Below are 22,647 nucleotides of genomic sequence, written 5' to 3' on the forward strand. Positions count from 1 at the left end.
CTCTCTACAGGAATGCTAACCTAGTCTTATTAGGTTCAAGCTCTAATGAGTATTTCCTTAATCTTTTCACAAGGACTTTCCCAAACCTTATTGCATCTGAACGATATTGAAAGCACACTACAAAATCATCGATATATCTTATTAGATATGACTCTCCTTTGAGTCTTGGTTTTATTGCTTTCTCAAACCACAAATCCAATACATAGTGAAGATAAATGTTGCTTAACAGTAAGTATCCGATTTTGTCTTTGAAGTTGTTTACGCTTTGGGTATTATCTGTAATGCAGTAATAGTTGTAATAACCTATTAGTGAACGTTTAAATCTATCCATTATCATATGAATATCATTATTTCTATTTTTCTTCAGCCATTCTTTCGTTTCTTTTAGTTTGCCTTGGACTTTCTTCCTGCTTGATTTCCGTTACACTCGAAAGTTTCCTTGTTTACTCTTCCCACAGTAGTGTGTGAAACCAAGGAAATCAAAGGTTGCTGGTTTAGTTCTCCCCTGTTGATTTGCATTTTTCTCCGTAAACCTCCCGAAGGGAATAATTTTGGTTTTATCCTAAGCTATTTCTAGTTTAAATTTATTTAATCTCAACATTAATGATTGGAAGAATTGCTGGGCTTCACTTTTATATTGAAAACTACAAACAAGGCAAGTAGACCATTGGAACCTCCCCAATAGCCCCTCTCAGAACCGGACGTGAACCTCTCAGCTCATCCGGCTCCCATTATTCAGCCGTAGGCTTAATACCTAATTCCCAATGTTTAAAAAGCTTGGGATTCTGATTTGCAATTCTACCTAAGACATATTCTGCTCTTTTCTTGTGACGAGCCAACCTTTTGTATTTCTTCCTCGCCCACATTATTAAGGCTTTGTTAATATGCCTCAACGTTGAGTACATTTCGGATTTGTAGAACTTGCCATAGAAGTTAATCCAGCCTATGATTTTTGAGTTAAATATATTTGATAGGTCCGCAAGGTCCTTTTCAGCTTTCAACTGTAGTTTCCAGTCCCTCACTTTTTGCCGAATTGATTTTAAGGGCTGCCCTTATGACAATGCAGTTGAGGAAGCTACATTTAAAATTATTAAAACGGAATTCGTCAAAGGAATGTATTTTGATAGTTTGGAACAGTTAAAGTTAGAATTGGATGATTATGTTCATTGGTTTAATCACATCAGAATTCAAGGAACGCTTGGATATTTAAGCCCTATTGAGTACAAAAAGGAACACCTTAAAAAAGTTGTCTAGTTTAGTGTTGACAAACCATTAATTATACATTTATTTCCTTTGTCGTAAATAAAAAAGTCAGCTCCTACGCTACCTCTGATGCTATTCTGGCTATATTGTCATAAAAAAGAGCGCTCTATTTAAGCGCCCTTGCTGCTGTTGTTACGATGTTCTTTAGCGTGATATCCTTCTTGCTATTAAGTACGTGGCGGAAGTAGTAAAAATAGTGCCCCCGTACCGAGTCTTGCGAATAAGTACATAACGTCTAGTATTGCTGCTCCTGCCCTACCATTACGTTTAGTCTGCCATAAATAAAAATAATTGCGATAGTTTTTATTACCCATGTTAGCGCCCCTCTCTTTGCTGTTGTTAAACTACAGCAAGCGTTAGCACAATAAGAAAAGACGTTTCCACTCGTTAATTCCCTTCATAGTACGGGGGCATATTGCCTTGTTCACCATTAGCAGTTAAACTTCCTCGATCAATTTTATAAGATAGAGTCCAAGAACCCTTTTCATTCCCTTTTTTCCAATTTTCCGTAAAGGTAACGATATAAATTTCTTCTTCAATTTCTTTTGCGTTAGTTTCTCTTTTAACTTGATAACCATCAATAATACCTTCCCATTTACCAATATCTTTAGGAAAATGTTCTATTGTCGTACCTTCACCAGTTGTTGCAAAATTAACAGCATCTTCTTTTGTAAAGGGAGGCATAGGTGGAGAAGTGAATTGAAAATACCCCCAACTTATTAGCAGTGAAGCTATTGGTATAAGAAAAAACATTATTACACTCTTGCTCTTTGTATTTCTTTTATATAACCACTTATCGATAATTGCATATAGGATAGCTGCCAACATTCCGTAAAAGGCAAGTGTTCTTTCTTGAAAAAATATTCCGTTCGCTAATCCAAAAACACCAAGAATTAATACATATAGCCAATCGTGTCGCTGGAACCATTTACTTTGCAAATACTCTATTACAATAGATACTAAGTTCCCGTAAATAAGGATAATTACGCCAATATACATTAAATAAATGAAGAACCAACCGATGAATTGATTTCCTTGGTTATATACAATTTCGGAAATACCTTTAATCCCAAAAAAACTTAAGAGTACCGAAAAAATAGTTGTGGCAACAATTGTTGTAACTAACTTTCTTATAATAAGACTAACTATTCCAGTTTTCATATTTATTCTCCCCCTATTTAGTTTACATTTGCACTACCCCCCTCATCACTAATAACAGCATATTTTTCCATTTATCCTTTAAGTTCTTATGGTACTAAACTGCCCCGTTACTTGAATAAGAAAAAGGATTTACCCCTAATGAAGTAAAGCTACCCGTTACTTTAAGTATAATTTTTCACAATCTTGCAGGGTTAAATGGCTTTATCACTTAGAAATATGTGTTAATTATTTTGTTGTTCCTTAATAAATATCCAATGCCGTGACAGCTGAAAGAAAAGATAATGTACTAAATATAAGTCCAATTGACCCAATTTGACTTTGTAAGTTCTGATAAAAGCATAAAGAAAGGTATAAAAAACATTAACCCGTTCAATATGGAACGCTTAATTAACCAAGGAATACTAGCTACCAAGACCGACAAACCTAATAATATATTACTAATTGGCAAAACCTTTGTCTCCTCCCCTCAAAATCACTTTTAGAGGTGAACCAGATGGTTATATATTATAGAAATTCTATATTTTAGTAACAATTCCTTTTTCAACTAAACTGCTTCGTTAGCACAGTAAGAAAGGGAGCTGCCGAAGCAACCCTTTGTTAAAAATAAGCACCCTATAGTTTAAGAATAATATTTCACAATCTTTTCCTAACGAACTCCCTTCTTTTTAGAAGGGAGTTTTGACGTTAAAAATGAGTTTCATCAATATGAATCTTAGAAAGGGCTTCATTTATCCTGTCTATTTCTTCTGTTGATAATTCTATATCCGCTCCACCTAAGTTTTCTTCTAATCTGTGTAATTTTGTAGTACCTGGAACTGGAATAATAAATGGTTTTTGTGCTAATTCCCATTCTAAGACAACTTGGGCAGATGTTGCATTCTTACTTTCAGCAACTTCAGCAATTAATTTTAATAACGCTTGGTTATGGTCAATCACTTCTGGTTTGAATCTTCCCATGAAGTTTCTAAAATCGCTTTCTTCATATTTTGTATCTTTTGTATACTTTCCGCTTAGGAACCCATTTCCGAGTGGACTGTAAGCAACAAAAGAAATCCCCAACTCTTCACAAATATTAAATAATTCTTTTTCCGGTTCTCGCCACATCATTGAGTATTGATTTTCGATAGCAGCAATCGGACATACAGCATGTGCACGTCTCATATAATCAATTGGTGCATTCGATAGTCCCCACGCTTTAATTTTTCCTTCAGCCATTAATTCTTTCATCGTTTCTGCAACAGCTTCTGGTTCTACATTCGGATCAATACGATGTTGATAATACAAATCAATGCAATCTACTTTCAATCTTTTTAAAGAACCCTCTACTTGTTCTCTAATGGATTCTGGTGTGCTATTTAAAATATGTTGAGGACGGTCGTTTACAATTTCTGTTCCAGTAATTCCAAATTTAGTCGCAATCACAACTTGGTCTCTTACTGGTGCAAGTGCTTCGCCCAATCTGTATCTGGTTCGCTCACCCCTAAACTGGTTCGAATATATTTATCACTTTTTTCTTCGATGATATCCATAATTAATTGAGTAACTGCTTGACGCGTAACTTGCGCACCTATAAACGCTTCCCCTTTTTGGGTAATCATATATTTTGTATTACCAGCCTGGTTGTAAAGCCATGTTAATCTTAATAGCGTATAATCCAGATTAGAATTTTCAAGCAAACTTGCAGATTCAATCTGGGAAGTCATTCTTGAGGTTCCACTAATCATACGTTTATTCCATTCACCGAAAGCTCCTGGCACTTCATCATAAATTCCAAGAACTGATGCCGCGATTACTCTTCTCACTCCCACTTCATGCATAGCATCAATAATTGTTTTCGTTGATTCATGATCCCCCATGTCATTGATATATACAAAGTCTACATCTTTCATAGCTTCGATCAGTTTCTTTTTGTCTTTAAAATCACCATCAAAAATAACTTCCCGGCTTTCATCCATCATTGTTAAACGCTTATGACCGTTTCTTGCATAAAGAACGATTGAATGGTCCGTTTTATCGAGCAGTTCATTTGTTAGCATACGGGCTATTTGACCTGCTGCACCTAGAATCAAAATTTTCATAATGCCTAACTCCCTATCATTTTATCTTTTTAACAATTAAAAAGATTTTTTTATAAAGTGACTAACGCATCGAATCAATTAATTCGATGCGTTAGTTTTATAACTTGTTATACCATTCATCATCAACAGGTTCTAACCATTCCGGAGTTCCTGCAGTGATTGCGATGTGTTCAAACCAGCTATCTTTTGTAGCACCGTGCCAGTGTTTCACACCATCATGGATGACAATAACATCACCAGCTTTTAAGAATTGAGCAGGTTTTCCTTCTTCTTGGTACCAGCCTTCGCCACCAGTTACTAATAAAAGTTGATATCCATCATGATGAATATGCCAGTTATTTCTGCATCCTGGTTCAAAGGTCACATTCCCAACACCAACACTCACATTAGGATTAGATACTAATGATTGAAGATAACTTTGTCCCACAAAAAATTGTGCAAATGCTTCATTTTTTTCGCCCACTGGGAAAATAATGCCATTTTTTACTTCTTCATGTTTTGCCATTTTAATTCCTCCAATAGCTTTATTTTTTATTATTAACCTACTTGGACAGTCGAACAATTAATTAATTGATTGGGACATCCTCTGGTTGCTCAATTGCGAAGGCAATGGCACGAGCAACTCTGTCCGCATCAATAGCCACTTTGTAAAAGTCCTCTAAACCAGCTTTCATTTCAGGGTCTGAGGTCGTTTTAAGCAATTCACTGCTAATTGTGCCTGGAACAATAGCATTTGAAACACATCTCTCACGTTCCTAAAGATCATCAATTTGGTAGCGACAAAACCTAAAATTGGCATTTTGACCCGTTATTTAATGCATTCATTTTCATGAAAAATACCTCCAAACTTTTATAATAAACCGTTCCGTTTTGGAGGCATCTTGATTAAATGACATGCCTCATTTCTAATTGAGACAGCCTTTTTAGATTCCTTTCATTATTCTGCTGGTTTTAGTGGTCCGTAAAAATAAGAAGCCGTGGCTCCACCGTCAATTAGGAAATCAGACCCGGTGATGAAAGCTCCCTGCGGCATCATCAGCAGCTCAGCCACATTTGCAACCTCATCAGCTGTTCCTGGTCGTCCGGCAGGGCACTTGGCAAACATATTCTTATAGAACTCTCCTCTTGGACCATTGAACTCGTCTATAGCCAATGGCGTTACGATAATCCCTGGAGAAATGGAATTGATACGAGCGTCTTTTTCTCCCCAGCGTATAGATTCAAACATAACGCGCTTCACATTGCACCGTTTCGCCATTTGATAAGCGTGCAACGTATCCTTGATATTTTCTGGACGAAGGACTTCCAAACTAAGGAGTTCTTCAGTTGGTGTCGTTGCTAGCTGTTCATCAATTTCAACTCCCAATTGAGGCATTCTGTGTCCAGACTGACTGGAAATTGTCACACCAACGCCTCCAGGAGCTATGACCTTTCCTACTTCCTCCAGCAATACTGCAGTTCCGTACAAATCCACCTTCAAAATGGTTTCAATAGGTGCCTGACTAGGTGACACGCCGGCTGCATTGATAAGAGCAGTGATTTCACCATACTTCTGACCTTCTGCAATCAAATTTAAAATAGATTCTCTGGAAGAAATGTCCGTTTCGACAGGTACCACATCAAATCCTGCTTCTTTCATAATTTTTACAATAGCCTTGGCATTATCTTGGTTCTTATCACCAACAATAATTTTCTTACCAAAACCGATTCTTCTAGCTATCGCCATGCCAATCTGTCCAGCACCGGTCCAAAGTATAACTTCTTTCATTGTATGTCCTCCTTAATTTTATTCTAGGATTAATTTATAATCAGGATAACTGCCGATGTTATTACCTGGATTTTACATTACCTGTTCAACTATGCATACAAAGATAGTTAAAAATGGTCAAGTTGGCTTAATCTGTCCATTAATGAACAAATTATAATGAATTGTCAATTATGCATCGGTTTTTTTAGAAATAAATCAATAGCTACACGAGCAATAGACCCATTTGCCCCAAGTATAATTCGTTTGCTCATATCCAGATGCCCTAACATAATAAACATTGATAAATTAGTGAACATCTGTTTATAATTATAAACGGATACAGAATGCTTACAATGGTTAAATCATCGCAAATTGTTTATTAGTGAACAAATCAATTAAATTTGTTAATTATCTTTTAGAAAGTTTGGTGTCCTTACAATGTCAAAAGTAGATAGAAGAATAGCCAAAAGCCAAGAAGCTATTAAAACAGCTGTGATTGAACTGATGTCTGAAAAAAATTTTGATGACATTACGATCCAGGATATTTCTGACAGGGCGAATGTTAGCAGAGGAACCATTTATCTTCATTACATGGATAAATATGACTTACTAGATAAGCTCATTTCTGAACATATCAACGAAATGCGCGTAATTTGTGAATCAGCTTCTGAATTGGATTTTATAGATGCAAATCTTCCATGGTTCGAATACCTTGAACGCCATTATTTATTCTTTTCGACGATGTTAGCCAGTAAAGGAGCCCCTTCATTTCGCAATCAGTTCCTTGAGTTTCTCATCGAGGAATTCAAGGATGAAGTGGAAGTAGCAAAAGGAAAAAATCAAGGATTAAATGAAGATGTTATTCTTCAATTTATTATCAACTCTTACGTAGGGATAGTGGAATGGTGGATCACGAATGGAATGCCTTATCCACCTCGTGTCATGGCAGAACAAGTGGGGATTTTGTTAGAAAGGAATCTATAATATAGAACCAACGTATTGGTAGAACTTTGTTAAAAAAACTCCCTTCTAGAAATAATGAAGGGAGTTTTCTGTGCTATTAATCCCGATGTTAATACTGAATAGGGATTTACATTCTTTCTAGTTTATTTGCCTAGTCCTGATAAGAATTCAACTGTTTCTGGATCGTAATGAGAGAAGAATAAACTTTGTTCTTGATCTAATTTCGCAATTTTATCCATGTCTTCATTTGTTAAAGCAAAATTAAAGACATCAAAATTTTGAATCATTCGTTCTTTCGATACCGTTTTAGGAATGACCACAACATTACGTTGTATTAGGTAACGAAGAGCCACTTGAGCAACAGATTTACCATATTGCTCACCAATGCTTTTTAGGATTTCATTATTAAAGAAATCCTTTCTTCCTTCAGCAAAAGGTCCCCAAGACTCAATTTGAGTCCCGTATTTTTCCATGATTTTTTGGGCTCGTTTTTGTTGGTTAAACACATGTGTTTCGACTTGGTTCACCATTGGAGTAATTTCACTAAACTGTGCGATATCAATGAAACGATCAGGATAGAAATTACTTACACCAATAGCTTTGATTTTTCCAGCTTTATAATACTCTTCCATAGCACGATACGTTCCGTAGTAATCATTAAATGGTTGATGAATAAGCAGTAAATCAATGTAGTCTGTTTGTAGCTTTCGTAAAGACTCCTCTATTGATGCTTTAGCTTTTTCATAACCGGCATTTGAAATCCAAACTTTTGTGGTAATGAAGAATTCCGCGCGGGGTATACCACTTTTACGAACTGCATTCCCTACAGCTTCTTCATTCCCATAAGCTTGGGCAGTATCGATTGAACGGTACCCCACTTCAATTGCTTCAGCAACAACACGTTCACATTCTTCAAGTTCCGGAATTTGATATACGCCGAAACCTAAAATTGGCATCTTTATTCCATTTGATAAAGTAATAGTTTCCATCATAGATTCCTCCTATATGGGTTTACTAACTTTTGACTTCCATTCAATCAAAAATGACCCTTAATTTTGTTCCCGTTGATGTATTAAGTAACATCTGTGTATAATTTTAATACAAAACTGAGATGCTTCAATGGTTAAATTCGGACGATTTGTTTATTAGTTCACAAATCCAATAAAATTGTGTAATAAATTTAATGAATGCTATTCATGAATCATTTCACTATAATCTTCTTTAATCTCACACATCAAAAACTCCCTTCTAGAAATAATGAAGGGAGTTTTAGTGTAATGATGGTTATAATTTTTCCCCATTAAAAATGTCTCATGATAACCTAAACTAAGGGACCAACTACTGAGTGTGGTACATATGGTTCCTCTAGTGATATTATTTCTTCAGGTGTTAACTTGATTGAAAGTGCTGGTACTGCTTCTTCAAGATGTGATATCTTTGTAGCGCCAATAATAGGAGCTGTTACCGGTTCCTTTTGCAGCAACCAAGCAAGTGCAATTTGGGCGCGAGGTACACCTCGTTTTTCAGCAATTGTTGCAACCTGCTTTGCGATTAATCTGTCCGTATCGGCAGTAGCATCATATTTAGACTTCTGAACTTGGTCAGTTTCAGAACGATGCGTTGCTTCCGACCAATCTCGCGTTAGTCTTCCTGATGCAAGAGGGCTATACGGAATCACACCGATTTTTTCTTCTTTACATAACGGTAGCATTTCACGTTCCTCTTCACGATACAAAAGGTTTAAATGATTCTGCATTGATACAAACCGGGTCCAACCATTTTTTTCAGCCACATGATTTGCCTTCAAAAATTGCCATGCTAACATAGCTGAAGCACCAATATATCTTACCTTGCCAGCCTTCACGACATCATGCAATGCTTCCATCGTCTCTTCAATCGGTGTGTTATAATCCCATCGATGAATTTGGTACAAATCCACATAATCTGTTCCGAGACGTGTAATACTCTTATCAATTTCACTCATAATATGCTTTCGAGAAAGACCTTTACCATTTGGACCTTCGTGCATAGGGAAATAAACCTTCGTTGCAATGACAATTTCATCCCGATTTGCATAATCCTTTAGAGCACGTCCCACAATTTCTTCGCTTGTTCCGTCGGAATATACATTTGCTGTGTCAAAAAAATTGATCCCTAACTCAAGGGCTTTTTTAATAATTGGGCGACTGCGCTCTTCATCAATGACCCAAGGATGGACCCATCGTTCAGCAACACCAAAACCCATACATCCAAGGCAAAGGCGGGATACATCTAAACCCGTATTTCCAAGTTTTACATAATCCATTTGATTTGTCCTCCCTTTCAAAAAACATCGTTAACCATTTCCTATTATAATCAGAAAGAAAGCCCTCTCATATTGTCAATAAATCGAAATTTGTGTATTACTTAACAAAACAAATAAAATTGTTCATTATCTTTGAAAGTTGTAGGGAATATATATAAAATCAACTCAATAGCTCCAACAACAGTAGACTGTCAGAAAAATGCCTCTAAAGCAGAAAGAGAATTTTCCATTATACAGTATAAAAAACATTGTTCAGAGCCTAATTCCTTTATTCTTATTTACAGACCTAGTTATCATCCCAGATAGCACAACCAGGAGAATAGTAACGACGATCAAAGAGAAAAATGCCTTTGTGAAGTTAGTTAGGAATCCGGACATTACTAGACTTAGCCCTCCCACTATTCTGTAGTATGGGACTTTCCTAGTTATATACCATAGATACCATCCTTGAGATATTAGGTAGAGGATAGGACCACCAAATAGAAGAGTGGTCATTGATGCCGATGTCCCCGCATAAGGGTGCTCAATCGCAAGCTCAATTCCTACAGCAAACACAATTAATCCCGCTACCGTTACTATTAGACCGTTCATTGCTAGTCTTGCAGCTAGAATCGGATTTGTAGTTTGCTCAGTATAGTGTACTACCAGATGGTCTGAACCACCGAAATAAAGTGCCCATAGTGCTACTATGGATGCGAGAGAACATATTCCTATAACCAGTGTGATAAAACTAATTGGTGCTGCTGATATGGCTCTACCCGTCGTTAAAACGATCTCTCCCAGAGCAATAATTAAGAAAAGCCTACATCTTTCAACCATATGTTCCGCATCAAATTCTACATTTTCGGATCTGAGAACACGACCAGGAAATGGATGGGCAAACCATGTTCCTATGATGTCAATTCCTGCTGCAATGCCCCACCATGTAAGCCTCTCTTCGCTATCAGCAAACGAACCTATAATCCAGAGTGGTGTAGTAGTAAGAATCCATCCGAGCATTCTTGAGTAATGAGCTTTAAGACCAGTTTCAGCAAAAGTAGTAAATAATCCATTTCCTATCTGACATAAGAAACGGAGTTACAAATGTCCACGCGGCTACTCCAAATGCACGATGAATAGAAGCGAACATGAATAGCCCTAAAAGCATCACGATAAGCATCATCCACTGAGTCTGAGTTTTTCCGACATGTATGAGAGTGGCTTCAAAACTTGTATATGACCATACATTATATACGGCAATCAGGAGCACTATCATTTCCACCAAACCATGCCAGTTGAGGTGATGCAGCAAATGTTCCGAAATCTGGGTCAGTTCAAATACAAATCCCAAGTCGAAAATCAGTTAAAGAGGAGAAATCTCATACTTATCTGTGGATTCTTTTACATTTCCCTGCATTAACTCAATTTCCTCCTGTTAATTAGAAAAATAAAAAATAATAACTAATTATGGAATAACAAGTTAATGTTACACCATTACCACACTGATATGCAGAAAATGCATAAACCCTATTAAATCCTTGGCACTATTGTGACTGAACAAGGCTTTAATAGGGTCTCCATTTTTTGAAATGCTAAATTATGTGGTGGTTATCTTATTATTTCTGTATTTTATCTACTTGTTGCAATAGTCCTCACCGGATACCAATTGTCTCCACGTTTCTCAAAATGCATTTTCATTTGCATACTCCAAGTGTTTCTAAAACCATAAATTCTTGCATCGATTTTAGTAATACAAATGAGAATAGCAGTATTACCATCTATTGTGATGATTGTTTTTTGAGGCATCGTTTTGAAGTATTTCATTTGTTCATTTTCTATTTGTTCAAGCCATTCCTGCTTAGGTTGATGATACCCAGTTATGTGTACTAATACGTAATTGTCATCAAGGATGTTTTCCAATGTCTCAGTGTCTTTATTAACCATTGCGTCATCAATTCGTTGATAAACTGCTAGGATTTTTTGTTTATCTTCACTCATTTTTAACTTGCAACCTCCTCATAAAAATTTTCCAAAGCATTCTTTATTAATGCCAACAATTTTTAATAACGGAACCTAATGTTTAAAATTAATCCCGTTTTTTTACTTCATCCATAGCCCCCCCATCGTACATTTCATTGTTTCTACTTATTTAACCATACCTTTTTATTTCTGCAGTTATAATGCTTTCTGCCATTATTATGTCCAATCATGCATGTAAACTGCTGGATTCTTCATCAGTCAGGACAATATCACCTAATTATTGTATATCCTACAACACGAAAACCTTTTTTTCTTAAGAAGCGTATTCCAATATTTTTTTCAAGTGGGTTTGATACAACTAAATGAATATCCTTACTAGGAATTTCGTTAAAATTCCTTTTTAAATATGCCAAAGGGATATTAACAGCTCCATTAATAGGATTCTTGTATGAATCATTAAAATCTCTTACATCGATTACCTTGATTTCATCTAAATTAAGGTCTTTCACATTGGTACAAAAAGCACCAAATACCGGAAAATATCTATTATATAAAATGAAGGCTACAGCTAAGGCAGTGAAAAATAAAAATGTCATTTAATCCCTCCCAATTAACTAGGCTTCTAGTAAATGCGAAGAGTCTGTATTTAATAGACAATTTCTTAATAGATGTAAAGTGTATTGATCTTTTGAGATTTCATATAGATCATAGATATTTCGATCTGCGTTAATTTTCTTGTACATCGATTTTCTTGTTTCATTTGCTTTTACAACATAAAGCAGTTTTTCGGCAGCTTTTATGGAACGGATATTTTCTTTCCGAATCTTCATAAAGACGGATTCAATCCCCCATTCGTAAAATATTTCATTAAAAAAAGCGTCTTTAGCAACGCTATTATAACCTTTACCGTGATACGGTTTAATATTTCATTTTATTTTCCTTTATTTTTAAATACATGTTCCTAAAAATATACATCAATCAATTATTTCTCACATGTATACAATTATAAATTGATATATGATTTCTGCAATTGCTAAATATCCAAGAATCGTGCATTAGTGCACAGATCAATTAAAATTGTGAATGATTTACAAGGTCTCTACAAAATGAAAAATTAAGATATTAAGAGAATTCTGCAATAAGGTAATTTAAAATCAGGAAAACAAAAGATGGGTTAACCAATTGCATTAATTGGCTAACCCATCTTATTTAGAGCCTCTAAAAGAAATGGAAATTAATAAGGATTACTCAGGTAAAAGATTTAAAATGAGTGAAATACTAAGTCTCCAAAACCAGTCAACTTTGTATTATTGGAGACCATTTTTCTTTAGATTAAATTATTTGGCTCACTCTCATGAACCTCTATATTTTCCTTTTTCCATTCGTTAACACATGTATAAATCTGTCTCAAAGCGTTAGTGATGGTATTTGATTCCTTCGTCATTAAAGGTCCTGCGATTGCTAAAATAAGTACATAAAGAGCTGTAAATGAGATTAGAATAGAATTCAATCCTGCTGTGATTCCCAATTGTGCTAAAACAATGGAGAACTCCCCTCGTACCATTGTGGTTAGACCAATGTTGGTTGAAGCTTTATAGGATAACCCAGCTCTTCGTCCGGTAATCAATCCAGCCACCACATTTCCTCCAACGGTTAATATAGCAGCTCCTAATGACAGCCAGCTAGCATTAGCTAAGGTTGTTGGATCAATAATTAAGCCAAAATTGAAGAAAAATATTGCCCCAAATAAATCTCTAAACGGAATTACAAGATGTTCAATTCGTTCACGATGCTCCGTTTCAGAAAATACCAGTCCTAATAGCAATGCACCGATTCCCTCTTCAACATGCAGGATTTCTGAAAAACCGGCTACAAAAAACAAAATGGCAAAAATAACTATAGCGAAAATTTCATTTGACTTTATTTTCAACCATTTATTTAACAATGAGGAACCTTTTCGGGCTATGACAAAGAATAACATCATATAACCGAATGAAATCATGACTGACGTGATTATTCCTAAGACTGATGCAGATTCAGCAAGCAGGATTCCCGAAATAGTCGCTAAATATAGTGCCAAGAAAAGATCCTCAAACAAAATGATACCTAGAATTAGCCCCGTTTCAGGATTTGCTGTTCTTTTTAAATCCACAAGAACCTTTGCTACAATTGCAGAAGAGGACACGCTTAAAATACCTGCAATAATAAATGTCTCCATCCACGACATGTCCGTAATGATACCATAAGCTATGCCTAGACCAAAATTGATTGCAACGTGTATACTACCTCCGACTAAAATATTGCGCCCAGATTTTATTAGTTTTCCTACTGAGAATTCCAGTCCTAAGTAAAATAGGAGAAATAGGACACCAATACGTCCCAAAAATTGAATGATATCATTACTTTTGATAAATTCTAAATGTGGACCAACTACCATCCCCAAAATAATCAAAAATGGAACAGTCGAAAACTTCAACTTATTTGCAATAATTGAGCCAAGTGCAACTAGAATAAGTGCTGTACCAATCTCAAATACTAAATGATTCATCTATATCTTCCCCTCTTGTTGAAAAAATTTACATAAACGTTTTTATAAGTTTTTTAAACTGTTTTATATAATTTTAATAATCATGAATTAAAAAACTTTGGCTTCAGCTTGTTAAAAGAATGTATTGAATAAAATTCCCCGTACCGTGCAAGTACAGGGGTTATAATTGGAGTTATCTTGTTACATGAAGAGTATATTAAGCAGCTTTCAAAGTTTTTTCTTCTGCAACACTACGTGGTAACATTTTTTTAAAAACGACTGGTGTTAATACACAGGAAATGACTGCAACAAGAATAAAGGACCCGCCCATTTCTGCACTGATTACACCTATTCTTTGACCAATAGTTGCTGCTGCAATCATAAGTGAAAGGGTTGAAGTTAGTAGAAAACCTGAAGCAACTACTGTTTTTTGGTCATACCATTTTCTTAGGATTAGAACAGGAATTAATTTAGACAATAACAGTGCGAAAAGCAGCAGTGGGATTAGTAGCAGCATTTTTTTCTGGCTTAACAATGACCATAGATCCAAATTCACACCAATCATCACAAAAAAGATAGGAATAAAAAATCCATACCCAAAAGAATCCAATTTATGAACCATTTTTTTGTTCGGAGACAGCAAGGATACCAGTACCCCCGCAAGAAACGCCCCAAGTATGTTCTCAGCTCCAACAAACTCCGATATAGCGACCAATACAATTAGAAGCGTAAAAATTGCTCTTGTACCTATCTGTGTGGTTCCTGATGCCAAAACTGAAACAAATTTTCGTCCCTTAAACCTGTTGGCTACTAGATAGAGTACCACGCCGGCTACAAATAAAATTAAGATCATCCAAACATTTCCGCTGTCTTTACTATTTAATGAAACAAACACGGCAAGAAGGATCATTGTAACAAGATCAGCAATAACAGCGGTAAGCAAGATAATCTGTCCAATGTTTGTCTTCATCAAATGAGCTTCCTTTAACGTAGGGACAACAACGCCTAGGGAAATCGTTGATATAATTAAAGTCATAAGTAAGACATTATCAATAAAGCCTGCGAGAACAAATAGATAAGATAATGCTACGGAAGCAATGAAAATCCCTGCAAAAATCATGCCTGCAATCAGAAAGCTATTTGGTTGAACTTTCGCTACTCTTGATTTCTTCCCTTTCTTGATGGAAAAGGTACTAAAGTCAATTTCCAGTCCACTTAAAAACATGAGAAATAAAAAACCTAGAGTTGATAGGATTTCGAGCCAAGCATCTTCATGCACAAGATTAAATCCACTCTTCCCAATGATTAACCCCATAATGATTTCAGCAACCACTACAGGAACAAAGCGCATTTTTAACTGATGTAACAGGATTGGTGTAAAAAACGCGACAATAGTTACAATTAAAAGCGATATAATTGAAGTATGCTGTTCCATCCGAAATCCTCCTTTAATCAAAATATTTTGGAAAACTCCACATTTTCGCTGAAGAAGTGTGTTGTTTGTGTTATACAATATAGATGTCAATAAATAATTACATTGAATTATACTATTGAACACCTGTTTATTATTATAATGACATTTAGAATGCTTTCAATTGTTAATTTGTATCAATTTGTTACTTATTGAACAAATCTGTTCAATTTGTAAATTATATTGGTCTTTATAATGGATAAATTAATACTTATTAAGACCAAATTTTAGGGTCAATTAGTAACAGCCTCTTTGATATCATTAATTTTCCTGGACTCATGCATAAATGAAAAAAACTCCGCAACCAAATGGTTTGGAGTCTTGTATGTTTGCTAAAATTAATGTTTTGATTTCAACTTTTTACGCTCTAAAATACTTTTTTGTTTTTCTTCACGCATTAAGGAAAAGGTATGTCCTATAGCCTCCGTAATAGCCCAACCAAACCTTCAAAAACCCAAAACAGCGATAGCCCTGCCTCTCTACCGCCCTTACGGTTCCGAGACCGTTCCAGAAGGAATTGGGATCAAATGTTAATAGTCTTTACGGTTTGATTTCAAAAAAATATCAAAGTTAGAATTTAAAAATTTTAAATTGCTAGGACTTTTTGTATAATACAAATTGATTTAATCGTTAATTAACAGCCTATTAGCTGATTTTTTCCTTTTGTCCATGCGAAGCTTCTTCCATTAAATTAAATATAGCTTCTATACCATTCTTTTGAATCTCTTCAAGTAGTTTTTTTAATCGTTCTTTACGTCGATTAGCAGCCTCCCCCATACCACTGGAGGCAACAGTAGTAATGTCAACTTTTTTGTAAATATTAGACATACTAATCTTCCTTTCTTTAATGAAAAAGGTTGGTAAAAAAAATAAATAAATGTATATAAACGAACTGCATATTACAATAAACAAAACTAGTACAAACTTTTTTCAAAGAACACACCTTATATATTGGTGCACAAAAAATATATTTGTTAAAAACCTTTTAAGAGGTTTCCTTATAAGAGAAAAAAACTATTTTTAACAGTGAATACCTTCCCCTCTCTGCTACACCCAAATTTCCCCTTTACTTCAAGAAAAGAGCCAACTGTGTTTGTTACACAATTAGCTCCTTTTGCTCTATGTGGGTTCATTTTGCGATTAACCACTATTTTTTATAGACTTTTACTGTACTCCCAAATTAAGCGGTTATTTTCTTATGTGATTATCCCTTCTCTGTAATACTTTTTTTAGATGTAAAGGAAATTAATGGGATAGCTGCAATAAGAACAGCAATTACAACAGATCCTGCTCCAATCCAGGTAATCGATAACATGGATGAGTTTCCTGTAACAATTCCCCCAATACCAGCACCAGCGGCAATTCCTATCTGGATAACAGAGCTGTTAAGGCTTAGTAAAATGCCAGAGGCTTCTGGAACAATGGAGACCAGGTTAAAATTCTGAGTTGTTGAGAATGCCCATATTGCGATCGCCCACAGTATAAGCAACGCAATATTTAAGAATACCGAACCAGTAACAGTAGACAAGATTGCAGAAAGTAATGTCAGAGCAAGAACTTGAGCGCCCATTGTTCCACCGATTGTTTTTGCCGGACCAATTCGATCCGCCAGGAATCCACCAAACTTAGAGCCTACTAAACTTGCAATACCTAATGCAAAAAAGACAACACTAATTTCCCCATCGCTTAGAGACATAACGATAGACAGTAATGGAGACATAAAGGTATTAACTATTGAATAACTGATAAATACAAAGAATGTGATGCCTAGCGCAAAAGTTATGTTAGGCTTTTTTAATAGTGCAAGTTGTTCTCTTAGAGGTACAGGTACTTCTGCTTCTGTGGCTGGAATTGTTTTTGCAACTGCAAAAATCGCAAGCAATGATAATAGACCAATTCCCCAGAAGATAACTCTCCAGTCATATGATTCCGCAACAACACGACCAATAGGTACACCTATAACAAGAGCTAGACTAAACCCTGCAAAAACAGTTGCAATTGCTCCAGCCTGCCGTTCTGGCTGTGCGAGTTTTGGTGCGACACTCATAGAAGTTACCACAAAAACACCTGTTCCTACAGCGAGAACAGCGCGAGATACTATTAAAAAGAAGAAACCTGAAAGTGATACTGTCAGAACGCTTCCAAGAACTAAAATTAAAAGAGAAAGCATTAATATCTTTCGACGGTCTGTTTTTGCCAACGCCATCATTACGATTGGCGGTCCAAACGCATAAGCAATTGCGAAGACAGTAATTAGTTGTCCTGCCGCTGAAACTGAAATATTAGCTGTTTCCGCTACTTTGTCTAATATACCCGCAATAACGAACTCCGCTGTACCAACAAAGAATCCTATGAAGGCTAATAAATATATTTTCCAATTGTTACCCATAAAAAGTTTTCCCCTTTGTATAAATATTATTTTATAAAAGTAAATAAGAACAAAATCCATGAACCGTGAATAATTTGTTCGAATATTCCCAGTTAATTCAGATGGGGTAAACCGAGGCTACCTAGCATTTCTTGTGTTTCCTGAATCCCGCCAACATTTGAACCTGCAATGCTACGACGACCCATTATTAAGGAAAACACACTGTACTTATCTTGCTGGGCTGGTGCACCCACATTTACAAGAGTTCCATCTACACGAAGCAAGGATAAATAAGCATCAACATCAAGATTTGCAGACACGGTATTTAAAATGAGATCAAATTGACCAGCCAACTCAGTGAATGTAGCAGGATTATTGGTTGCATAGTAATGATCAGCGCCAAAACCAAGGGCTTCCTCTTTCTTATTCAAAGTCTGACTTAACGCAGTTACTTCAGCACCCATAGCATGAGCAAATTGAACCGCAATGTGTCCAAGACCACCCATACCAACAACCGCTACCTTCTTACCTGGTCCTACGTTCCAATGTTTTAAAGGAGAGTAAGTTGTGATGCCTGCGCATAATAATGGGCTTGCAACATCCAATTCCAAACTATCTGGTATACTAACAAGGAACTTTTCCTTTACAACTATTTTTTGGCTATATCCACCGTAAGTTAGATTGCCATCATAGTCTAATGAATTAAATACCATGACAACACCTTTTGTACAAAATTGCTCATCACCACGGAGGCAATATTCGCATTCCCCACAGGAGTTGACAAAGCAACCAACGCCAACACGATCACCAACAGCAAATTTTGTCACTTCTGACCCTACTGCTGTTACAACTCCTGCAATTTCGTGACCAGGAACCATTGGGAAGATTCCAGTACCCCACTCGTTGTATGCAAAGTGAATATCGGAGTGGCAAATACCGCAATACTTAGATATCGATTAAGATGTCATCCGGTCTTAATACTCTGCGCTCAATTGTAGTCTTTTCAAATGGGGCTTTTGCATTTGGAACGCTTAATACACGGGTAGACATGTTTATATGATTATTGCACATAAGAGAAAATTCAATCCTTTCTTGTTACCATTTTCACACCTGAGAATGTATAGTGGAAATTTTAAAATTATGGATGAAGGTAATACATTTAAGTGTACTGTTTTCGTAATTTGATCCAGCTTATTCTAGTTAAAAAATGACTGGATAGCCTTTTCCACTAGTCCAGTCATTTTCAGGTTCTGTTTTTTTACAGCATAAAAAATTTGATCCTTAAGCTATAGTTCCAACTATAAACAAATTAGCTTTTTAATATTCGTCTATCATTAATCGTAAAGTGAGAAATACGGGTCTTTATTAACCAAGTTCCGTTCTGACGCATATATTCATCGTGATAGATGATACTACTATCAGTGATAACTTCTTTCCCATCTTCTTCGCTTACTAATTTAACTTGGCAGTATGAAACACCAGTTGCAGAATCGCCATCTACTTTGACAACCAGTTGTCCGTTCATGTGGAATGAACGTTTTACATTAGCGGTAAAACTTGTGAATACTTCTTCCAATTGTTTTGTTCCTGAAATATCAAACAATAAATCATCACCCATGTAAACCTTAACTGTCGTATCAGGGGTAAATAAAGGCATTTGTTCTGGAATCTTTTTTTCATCTGCAAAATTTGCGAAAGTATCAACTAATTCTTTTATTTCTGATTTTGCTTGTAAAATTTCTAATGACATGAAATTTCCTCCCTTTTTTTACTATCCATTTGATTTCGATGTTTTTTAACCTCATAAATACATTACTTTTTAATAACGGACTTATCATTCACCCTACTTATTCAGGTTTATTTACACCCAAGCTGCGACGAACTTCCAATCCCGGCGTTACAGCCAATTTAACAATCAAATCTGCAATACTTTTTCGTGATACATCATGCCCTTTAAATGGTTCACCTTTCTGAGTGGTCTCATAGTCAATTTCATCTTTATTTGTAAACCATCCTGGTCTTAAAATCGTATAGTCAAGGTCTGAGGCTTCAATGACCGCAGCAGATTTTCTATAAGGATTTAAAATACTACCATGCCTTTCTCCTGGGACTTCATCATAAATGCCCATTGAGCTAATCCAAATGATACGCTTAAGATCAGTAGCGTCCATTGCCTCCACAATTGTTTTTGCCATTTGTTCTAGATTGCCTGCAAGATTGGCATACACAACATCCTGTCCAATCATAGCTTCTTTTAGTTTTTCAAGGTCTGTAACATCGCCTTCGATTACTCGAACACGATTTGAATCCATATTTTTTGAATTACGTGAGTTTCGCAAATAAAGTGTTAACTGTGCATCGGTTTCTTTAATGAACATATCTATAGCTACACGAGCAAGTGATCCATTTGCTCCAAGAATTAAAACATTAGTCATATTCAATCTTCCTCTCATTCAAAATTGGATGCACTAATAATTCACACATATAAATTATGTGACATCTGTATATAATTATAAACAGATACAAAATGTCTACAATTGTCAAATTTACTCCATTCGTGAATTAGTGCACGAATCAATGAAAACTGTGTAATTATTTTAATAGGATTACAGGATCTCTTGATTAAATTGCTTTCTTATGTGAAAGAGATTTGCTTTATATCGAAAATTATTTAAAGCCGATTATTGGTTGTGGTACATATGGCTCTTCAAGAAAAGTAATTTCTTCAGGTGTTAAATTAATCGAAAGAGCCGCTACCGCATCCTCAAGTTGAGACATTTTCGTGGCACCGACAATAGGTCCTGCTACTGGTTCCGTCTTCAACACCCAGGCAAGTGCAATTTGAGCGCGTGGTACTCCACGTTTTTCTGCAAGCTCAGCAACCCTTTCCACAATCATTCGGTCGCTACCAGCATTGTAAAAGGAACCCTTAGCATCATCTTTTTCAGAACGAGCCGTTGTTTCCTCCCAATTGCGTGTCAATTTTCCACTTGCAAGAGGGCTCCACGGAACGACACCAATTTTTTCTTCTTTGCAAAGTGGTAGCATTTCCCTTTCTTCTTCTCTATATAAAAGATTTATTTGATTTTGCATTGCAACGAAACGGGTCCAACCGTTCTTCTCAGCTATATGATTAGCTTTTAGAAACTGCCAAGCAAACATAGAAGATGCGCCAATGTATCTTGCCTTTCCAGCTTTCACAATATCATGCAATGCTTCCATGGTTTCTTCAATTGGAGTATTGTAATCCCAGCGATGAATATAATAAAGATCAATGTAATCAGATCCCAATCTCTTAAGGCTTTTATCAATTTCAGTCATAATAGCCTTTCGTGAAAGACCTTTACTATTCGGACCTTCATGCATTGGAAAATAGAGTTTTGTAGCCAATACAATTTCTTCTCGATTGGCACACTCCTTTAAAACTCGTCCAACAATTTCTTCACTTGTTCCGTCTGAATAATAATTTGCCGTATCAAAAAAATTGATACCTGAATCAAGTGCTTTTTTTATAATAGGACGACTGTTCTCCTCATCAAGTGTCCAAGCGGGATATCCACGTTCCGGCACACCAAAACTCATACAACCAAGACAAAGACGGGATACATCCAAGCCGGTATTTCCATGTTTCACAAATTCCATTTGAATGTCCTCACTTTCTCTAAAATACAGTTCACTTCGATACTTCCAACCTTCTTGCTAAATTAGATGTCTATAGAATAAATAAACATTGATGAATTAAGTAACATCTGTGTATAATTTTATACAGAATTGGGATCTTACAATTGTCAATAAATCGTAATTTGTATATTAGTGCACAAACCAATTAAAATCGTGTAATTCTTTAAAGAAAGTTTGGTGGCTTCCATAATGTCTAAGGTAGATAGAAGAATACTCAAATCGCAAGAAGCAATAAAAAAAGCAGTTATTGAACTGATGTCTGAAAAAAGTTTTGATCAGATTACAATACAAGATATTTCCGACAGGGCGAATGTTAGCCGAAGAACCATTTATCTTCATTACATGGATAAATTTGATTTGCTGGACAAGCTCATTGAAGAGCATATCAATGAGCTAAGGGAATTGGCTGAAGCGGCATCAGATATGGATTTTATAGATGGGAATCTGATATGGTTCGAATACTTTGAACGTAATTATTTATTCTTTTCGACAATGTTAGCCAGTAAAGGAGCTCCTTCTTTTCGTAGACAATTTCTTGAGTTTGTCATGGAAGGGCTAAAGGGTGAAGTGAATATATCAGAAGGAAAAAATAACGGAATAAATGAAGAGGTTACTCTTCGATTTATAGCGGGGGCTTACGTAGAGATCGTAGAATGGTGGTTCGCGAATGAAATGCCTTATCCTCCTCAGATTATGGCCGAGCAAGTGGGTATTTTAATTGAGCGGATTGCATAGTTAGATAAATTACTACTTAAATTAAGGTTCATAATCGGAGATCGTTATTGTAAACAAAATAAATGCTAATAGTAGCTAAAGATGGAAGTAGTACGAGATGGAAAAATCTTAACGATGGGTCTGACATATCGAAGGAGATTTAGTTTTATTTTTATGAGGTAACGGAAAACAACGGGAGTAAAATTATATATAACCAAACTTATTACATTAAAAAAGCCAACTTTTTCCTAGTAAAGATTGGCTTTCCTAACTTTGTGAAGAAATTCACTTAATACAGATAGGTAAGGCTTTGAAGTTATCGCCACCTTTTCCCCCTGTTCACACCGTACGTGCGACTTTCACCGCATACGGCGTTCCAACTAATCCAATTCATTCAATTCTATGTATTT

Annotated in this window: 22 protein-coding genes and 4 pseudogenes; 3 read left to right on the forward strand and 23 right to left on the reverse strand. The window is 35.8% G+C overall.

The annotated features are described in order from the left end of the window. Nucleotides 1-4: 4 nt before the first annotated feature. Both J7E77_RS29575 and J7E77_RS29580 read right to left on the reverse strand, forming a co-directional pair. Entirely contained in the window at nucleotides 5-337 is a 333-nt protein-coding gene (locus J7E77_RS29575) for a reverse transcriptase domain-containing protein (RefSeq protein ID WP_308160850.1), read from the reverse strand. 394 nt (nucleotides 338-731) lie between these two features. Further along, nucleotides 732-1,022 carry a group II intron maturase-specific domain-containing protein gene (locus J7E77_RS29580; protein WP_308160851.1) on the reverse strand — a complete coding sequence of 97 codons (291 nt, stop codon included), beginning with the start codon at nucleotides 1,020-1,022 and terminating at the stop codon, nucleotides 732-734. Nucleotides 1,023-1,041: 19 nt separating this feature from the next. Between J7E77_RS29580 and J7E77_RS29585 the strand changes: the two are divergent. Continuing rightward, a pseudogene (locus J7E77_RS29585) lies at nucleotides 1,042-1,254 on the forward strand (IS3 family transposase); the annotation flags it as partial. A 396-nt stretch (nucleotides 1,255-1,650) separates the two neighbouring features. Here the strand turns inward: J7E77_RS29585 and J7E77_RS29590 are convergent. From J7E77_RS29590 to J7E77_RS29615, 6 genes are all read right to left on the reverse strand, one after another. Further along, nucleotides 1,651-2,424 (reverse strand): hypothetical protein, encoded by a 774-nt coding sequence (locus J7E77_RS29590; RefSeq protein WP_214719109.1) that lies wholly within the window; start codon nucleotides 2,422-2,424, stop codon nucleotides 1,651-1,653. 684 nt (nucleotides 2,425-3,108) lie between these two features. Next, on the reverse strand, nucleotides 3,109-3,846 hold the full coding sequence (locus tag J7E77_RS29595; RefSeq protein ID WP_214719110.1) for an aldo/keto reductase: 738 nt from the start codon (nucleotides 3,844-3,846) through the stop codon (nucleotides 3,109-3,111). Nucleotides 3,847-3,857: 11 nt separating this feature from the next. Further along, a complete protein-coding gene (locus tag J7E77_RS29600; RefSeq protein ID WP_214719112.1) occupies nucleotides 3,858-4,502 on the reverse strand; it encodes an NAD(P)H-binding protein in 645 nt (214 codons plus the stop codon). Between the two features lie 97 nt (nucleotides 4,503-4,599). Beyond that, nucleotides 4,600-5,007: a cupin domain-containing protein gene (locus J7E77_RS29605; protein WP_214719115.1), complete on the reverse strand. Its 408-nt coding sequence runs from the start codon at nucleotides 5,005-5,007 to the stop codon at nucleotides 4,600-4,602. Nucleotides 5,008-5,068: 61 nt separating this feature from the next. Continuing rightward, a complete protein-coding gene (locus J7E77_RS31340) occupies nucleotides 5,069-5,203 on the reverse strand; it encodes a hypothetical protein (protein ID WP_285290750.1) in 135 nt (44 codons plus the stop codon). Nucleotides 5,204-5,439: 236 nt separating this feature from the next. Continuing rightward, nucleotides 5,440-6,270, reverse strand: a complete 831-nt coding sequence (locus tag J7E77_RS29615) for an SDR family oxidoreductase (protein WP_214719116.1) — start codon at nucleotides 6,268-6,270, stop codon at nucleotides 5,440-5,442. Between the two features lie 417 nt (nucleotides 6,271-6,687). Between J7E77_RS29615 and J7E77_RS29620 the strand changes: the two genes are divergently transcribed. Further along, on the forward strand, nucleotides 6,688-7,233 hold the full coding sequence (locus J7E77_RS29620; RefSeq protein WP_214719117.1) for a TetR/AcrR family transcriptional regulator: 546 nt from the start codon (nucleotides 6,688-6,690) through the stop codon (nucleotides 7,231-7,233). Nucleotides 7,234-7,355: 122 nt separating this feature from the next. Here the strand turns inward: J7E77_RS29620 and J7E77_RS29625 are convergent, their stop codons facing one another. The 15 genes and pseudogenes from J7E77_RS29625 to J7E77_RS29695 all read right to left on the reverse strand — a co-directional run bounded on the left by J7E77_RS29625 (nucleotide 7,356) and on the right by J7E77_RS29695 (nucleotide 21,484). Continuing rightward, nucleotides 7,356-8,201, reverse strand: a complete 846-nt coding sequence (locus J7E77_RS29625) for an aldo/keto reductase (protein ID WP_214719119.1) — start codon at nucleotides 8,199-8,201, stop codon at nucleotides 7,356-7,358. Between the two features lie 332 nt (nucleotides 8,202-8,533). Next, complete coding sequence (locus J7E77_RS29630; RefSeq protein ID WP_214719121.1) at nucleotides 8,534-9,517, reverse strand: aldo/keto reductase; 984 nt, start codon at nucleotides 9,515-9,517, stop codon at nucleotides 8,534-8,536. A gap of 252 nt (nucleotides 9,518-9,769) precedes the next feature. Then, a complete protein-coding gene (locus tag J7E77_RS29635) occupies nucleotides 9,770-10,576 on the reverse strand; it encodes a low temperature requirement protein A (RefSeq protein WP_308160855.1) in 807 nt (268 codons plus the stop codon). Continuing rightward, entirely contained in the window at nucleotides 10,545-10,847 is a 303-nt protein-coding gene (locus J7E77_RS31900) for a low temperature requirement protein A (RefSeq protein WP_214719123.1), read from the reverse strand. The genes J7E77_RS29635 and J7E77_RS31900 overlap by 32 nt, the downstream gene beginning before the upstream one ends. Before the next feature lie 278 nt (nucleotides 10,848-11,125). Then, a complete protein-coding gene (locus J7E77_RS29645; protein WP_214719124.1) occupies nucleotides 11,126-11,494 on the reverse strand; it encodes a nuclear transport factor 2 family protein in 369 nt (122 codons plus the stop codon). 251 nt (nucleotides 11,495-11,745) lie between these two features. After that, nucleotides 11,746-12,072 carry a rhodanese-like domain-containing protein gene (locus tag J7E77_RS29650; protein ID WP_214719129.1) on the reverse strand — a complete coding sequence of 109 codons (327 nt, stop codon included), beginning with the start codon at nucleotides 12,070-12,072 and terminating at the stop codon, nucleotides 11,746-11,748. Nucleotides 12,073-12,090: 18 nt separating this feature from the next. Continuing rightward, nucleotides 12,091-12,396 (reverse strand): annotated as a pseudogene (locus J7E77_RS29655) (GNAT family N-acetyltransferase); the annotation flags it as partial. Nucleotides 12,397-12,803: 407 nt separating this feature from the next. After that, complete coding sequence (locus tag J7E77_RS29660) at nucleotides 12,804-14,024, reverse strand: cation:proton antiporter (RefSeq protein ID WP_214719131.1); 1,221 nt, start codon at nucleotides 14,022-14,024, stop codon at nucleotides 12,804-12,806. 205 nt (nucleotides 14,025-14,229) lie between these two features. After that, nucleotides 14,230-15,438, reverse strand: a pseudogene (locus tag J7E77_RS29665) (cation:proton antiporter); the annotation flags it as partial. A gap of 681 nt (nucleotides 15,439-16,119) precedes the next feature. Further along, complete coding sequence (locus tag J7E77_RS29670) at nucleotides 16,120-16,302, reverse strand: hypothetical protein (RefSeq protein WP_214719135.1); 183 nt, start codon at nucleotides 16,300-16,302, stop codon at nucleotides 16,120-16,122. A gap of 376 nt (nucleotides 16,303-16,678) precedes the next feature. Next, nucleotides 16,679-17,863 (reverse strand): MFS transporter, encoded by a 1,185-nt coding sequence (locus J7E77_RS29675; RefSeq protein ID WP_214719137.1) that lies wholly within the window; start codon nucleotides 17,861-17,863, stop codon nucleotides 16,679-16,681. Nucleotides 17,864-17,985: 122 nt separating this feature from the next. Then, nucleotides 17,986-18,913, reverse strand: a pseudogene (locus J7E77_RS29680) (NAD(P)-dependent alcohol dehydrogenase); the annotation flags it as partial. A 238-nt stretch (nucleotides 18,914-19,151) separates the two neighbouring features. Further along, nucleotides 19,152-19,592, reverse strand: a complete 441-nt coding sequence (locus tag J7E77_RS29685) for a nuclear transport factor 2 family protein (protein ID WP_214719139.1) — start codon at nucleotides 19,590-19,592, stop codon at nucleotides 19,152-19,154. 97 nt (nucleotides 19,593-19,689) lie between these two features. Further along, a complete protein-coding gene (locus J7E77_RS29690; RefSeq protein ID WP_214719141.1) occupies nucleotides 19,690-20,277 on the reverse strand; it encodes an NAD(P)H-binding protein in 588 nt (195 codons plus the stop codon). Between the two features lie 232 nt (nucleotides 20,278-20,509). Next, the gene (locus tag J7E77_RS29695; protein WP_214719142.1) at nucleotides 20,510-21,484 is read right to left on the reverse strand and encodes an aldo/keto reductase; all 975 of its coding nucleotides are present in this window, start codon (nucleotides 21,482-21,484) and stop codon (nucleotides 20,510-20,512) included. Between the two features lie 228 nt (nucleotides 21,485-21,712). Between J7E77_RS29695 and J7E77_RS29700 the strand changes: the two genes are divergently transcribed. Continuing rightward, complete coding sequence (locus J7E77_RS29700) at nucleotides 21,713-22,258, forward strand: TetR/AcrR family transcriptional regulator (RefSeq protein ID WP_214719144.1); 546 nt, start codon at nucleotides 21,713-21,715, stop codon at nucleotides 22,256-22,258. The last annotated feature ends 389 nt before the right edge of the window (nucleotides 22,259-22,647 follow it).

The sequence above is a fragment of the Bacillus sp. ISL-77 genome, from assembly GCF_018613105.1.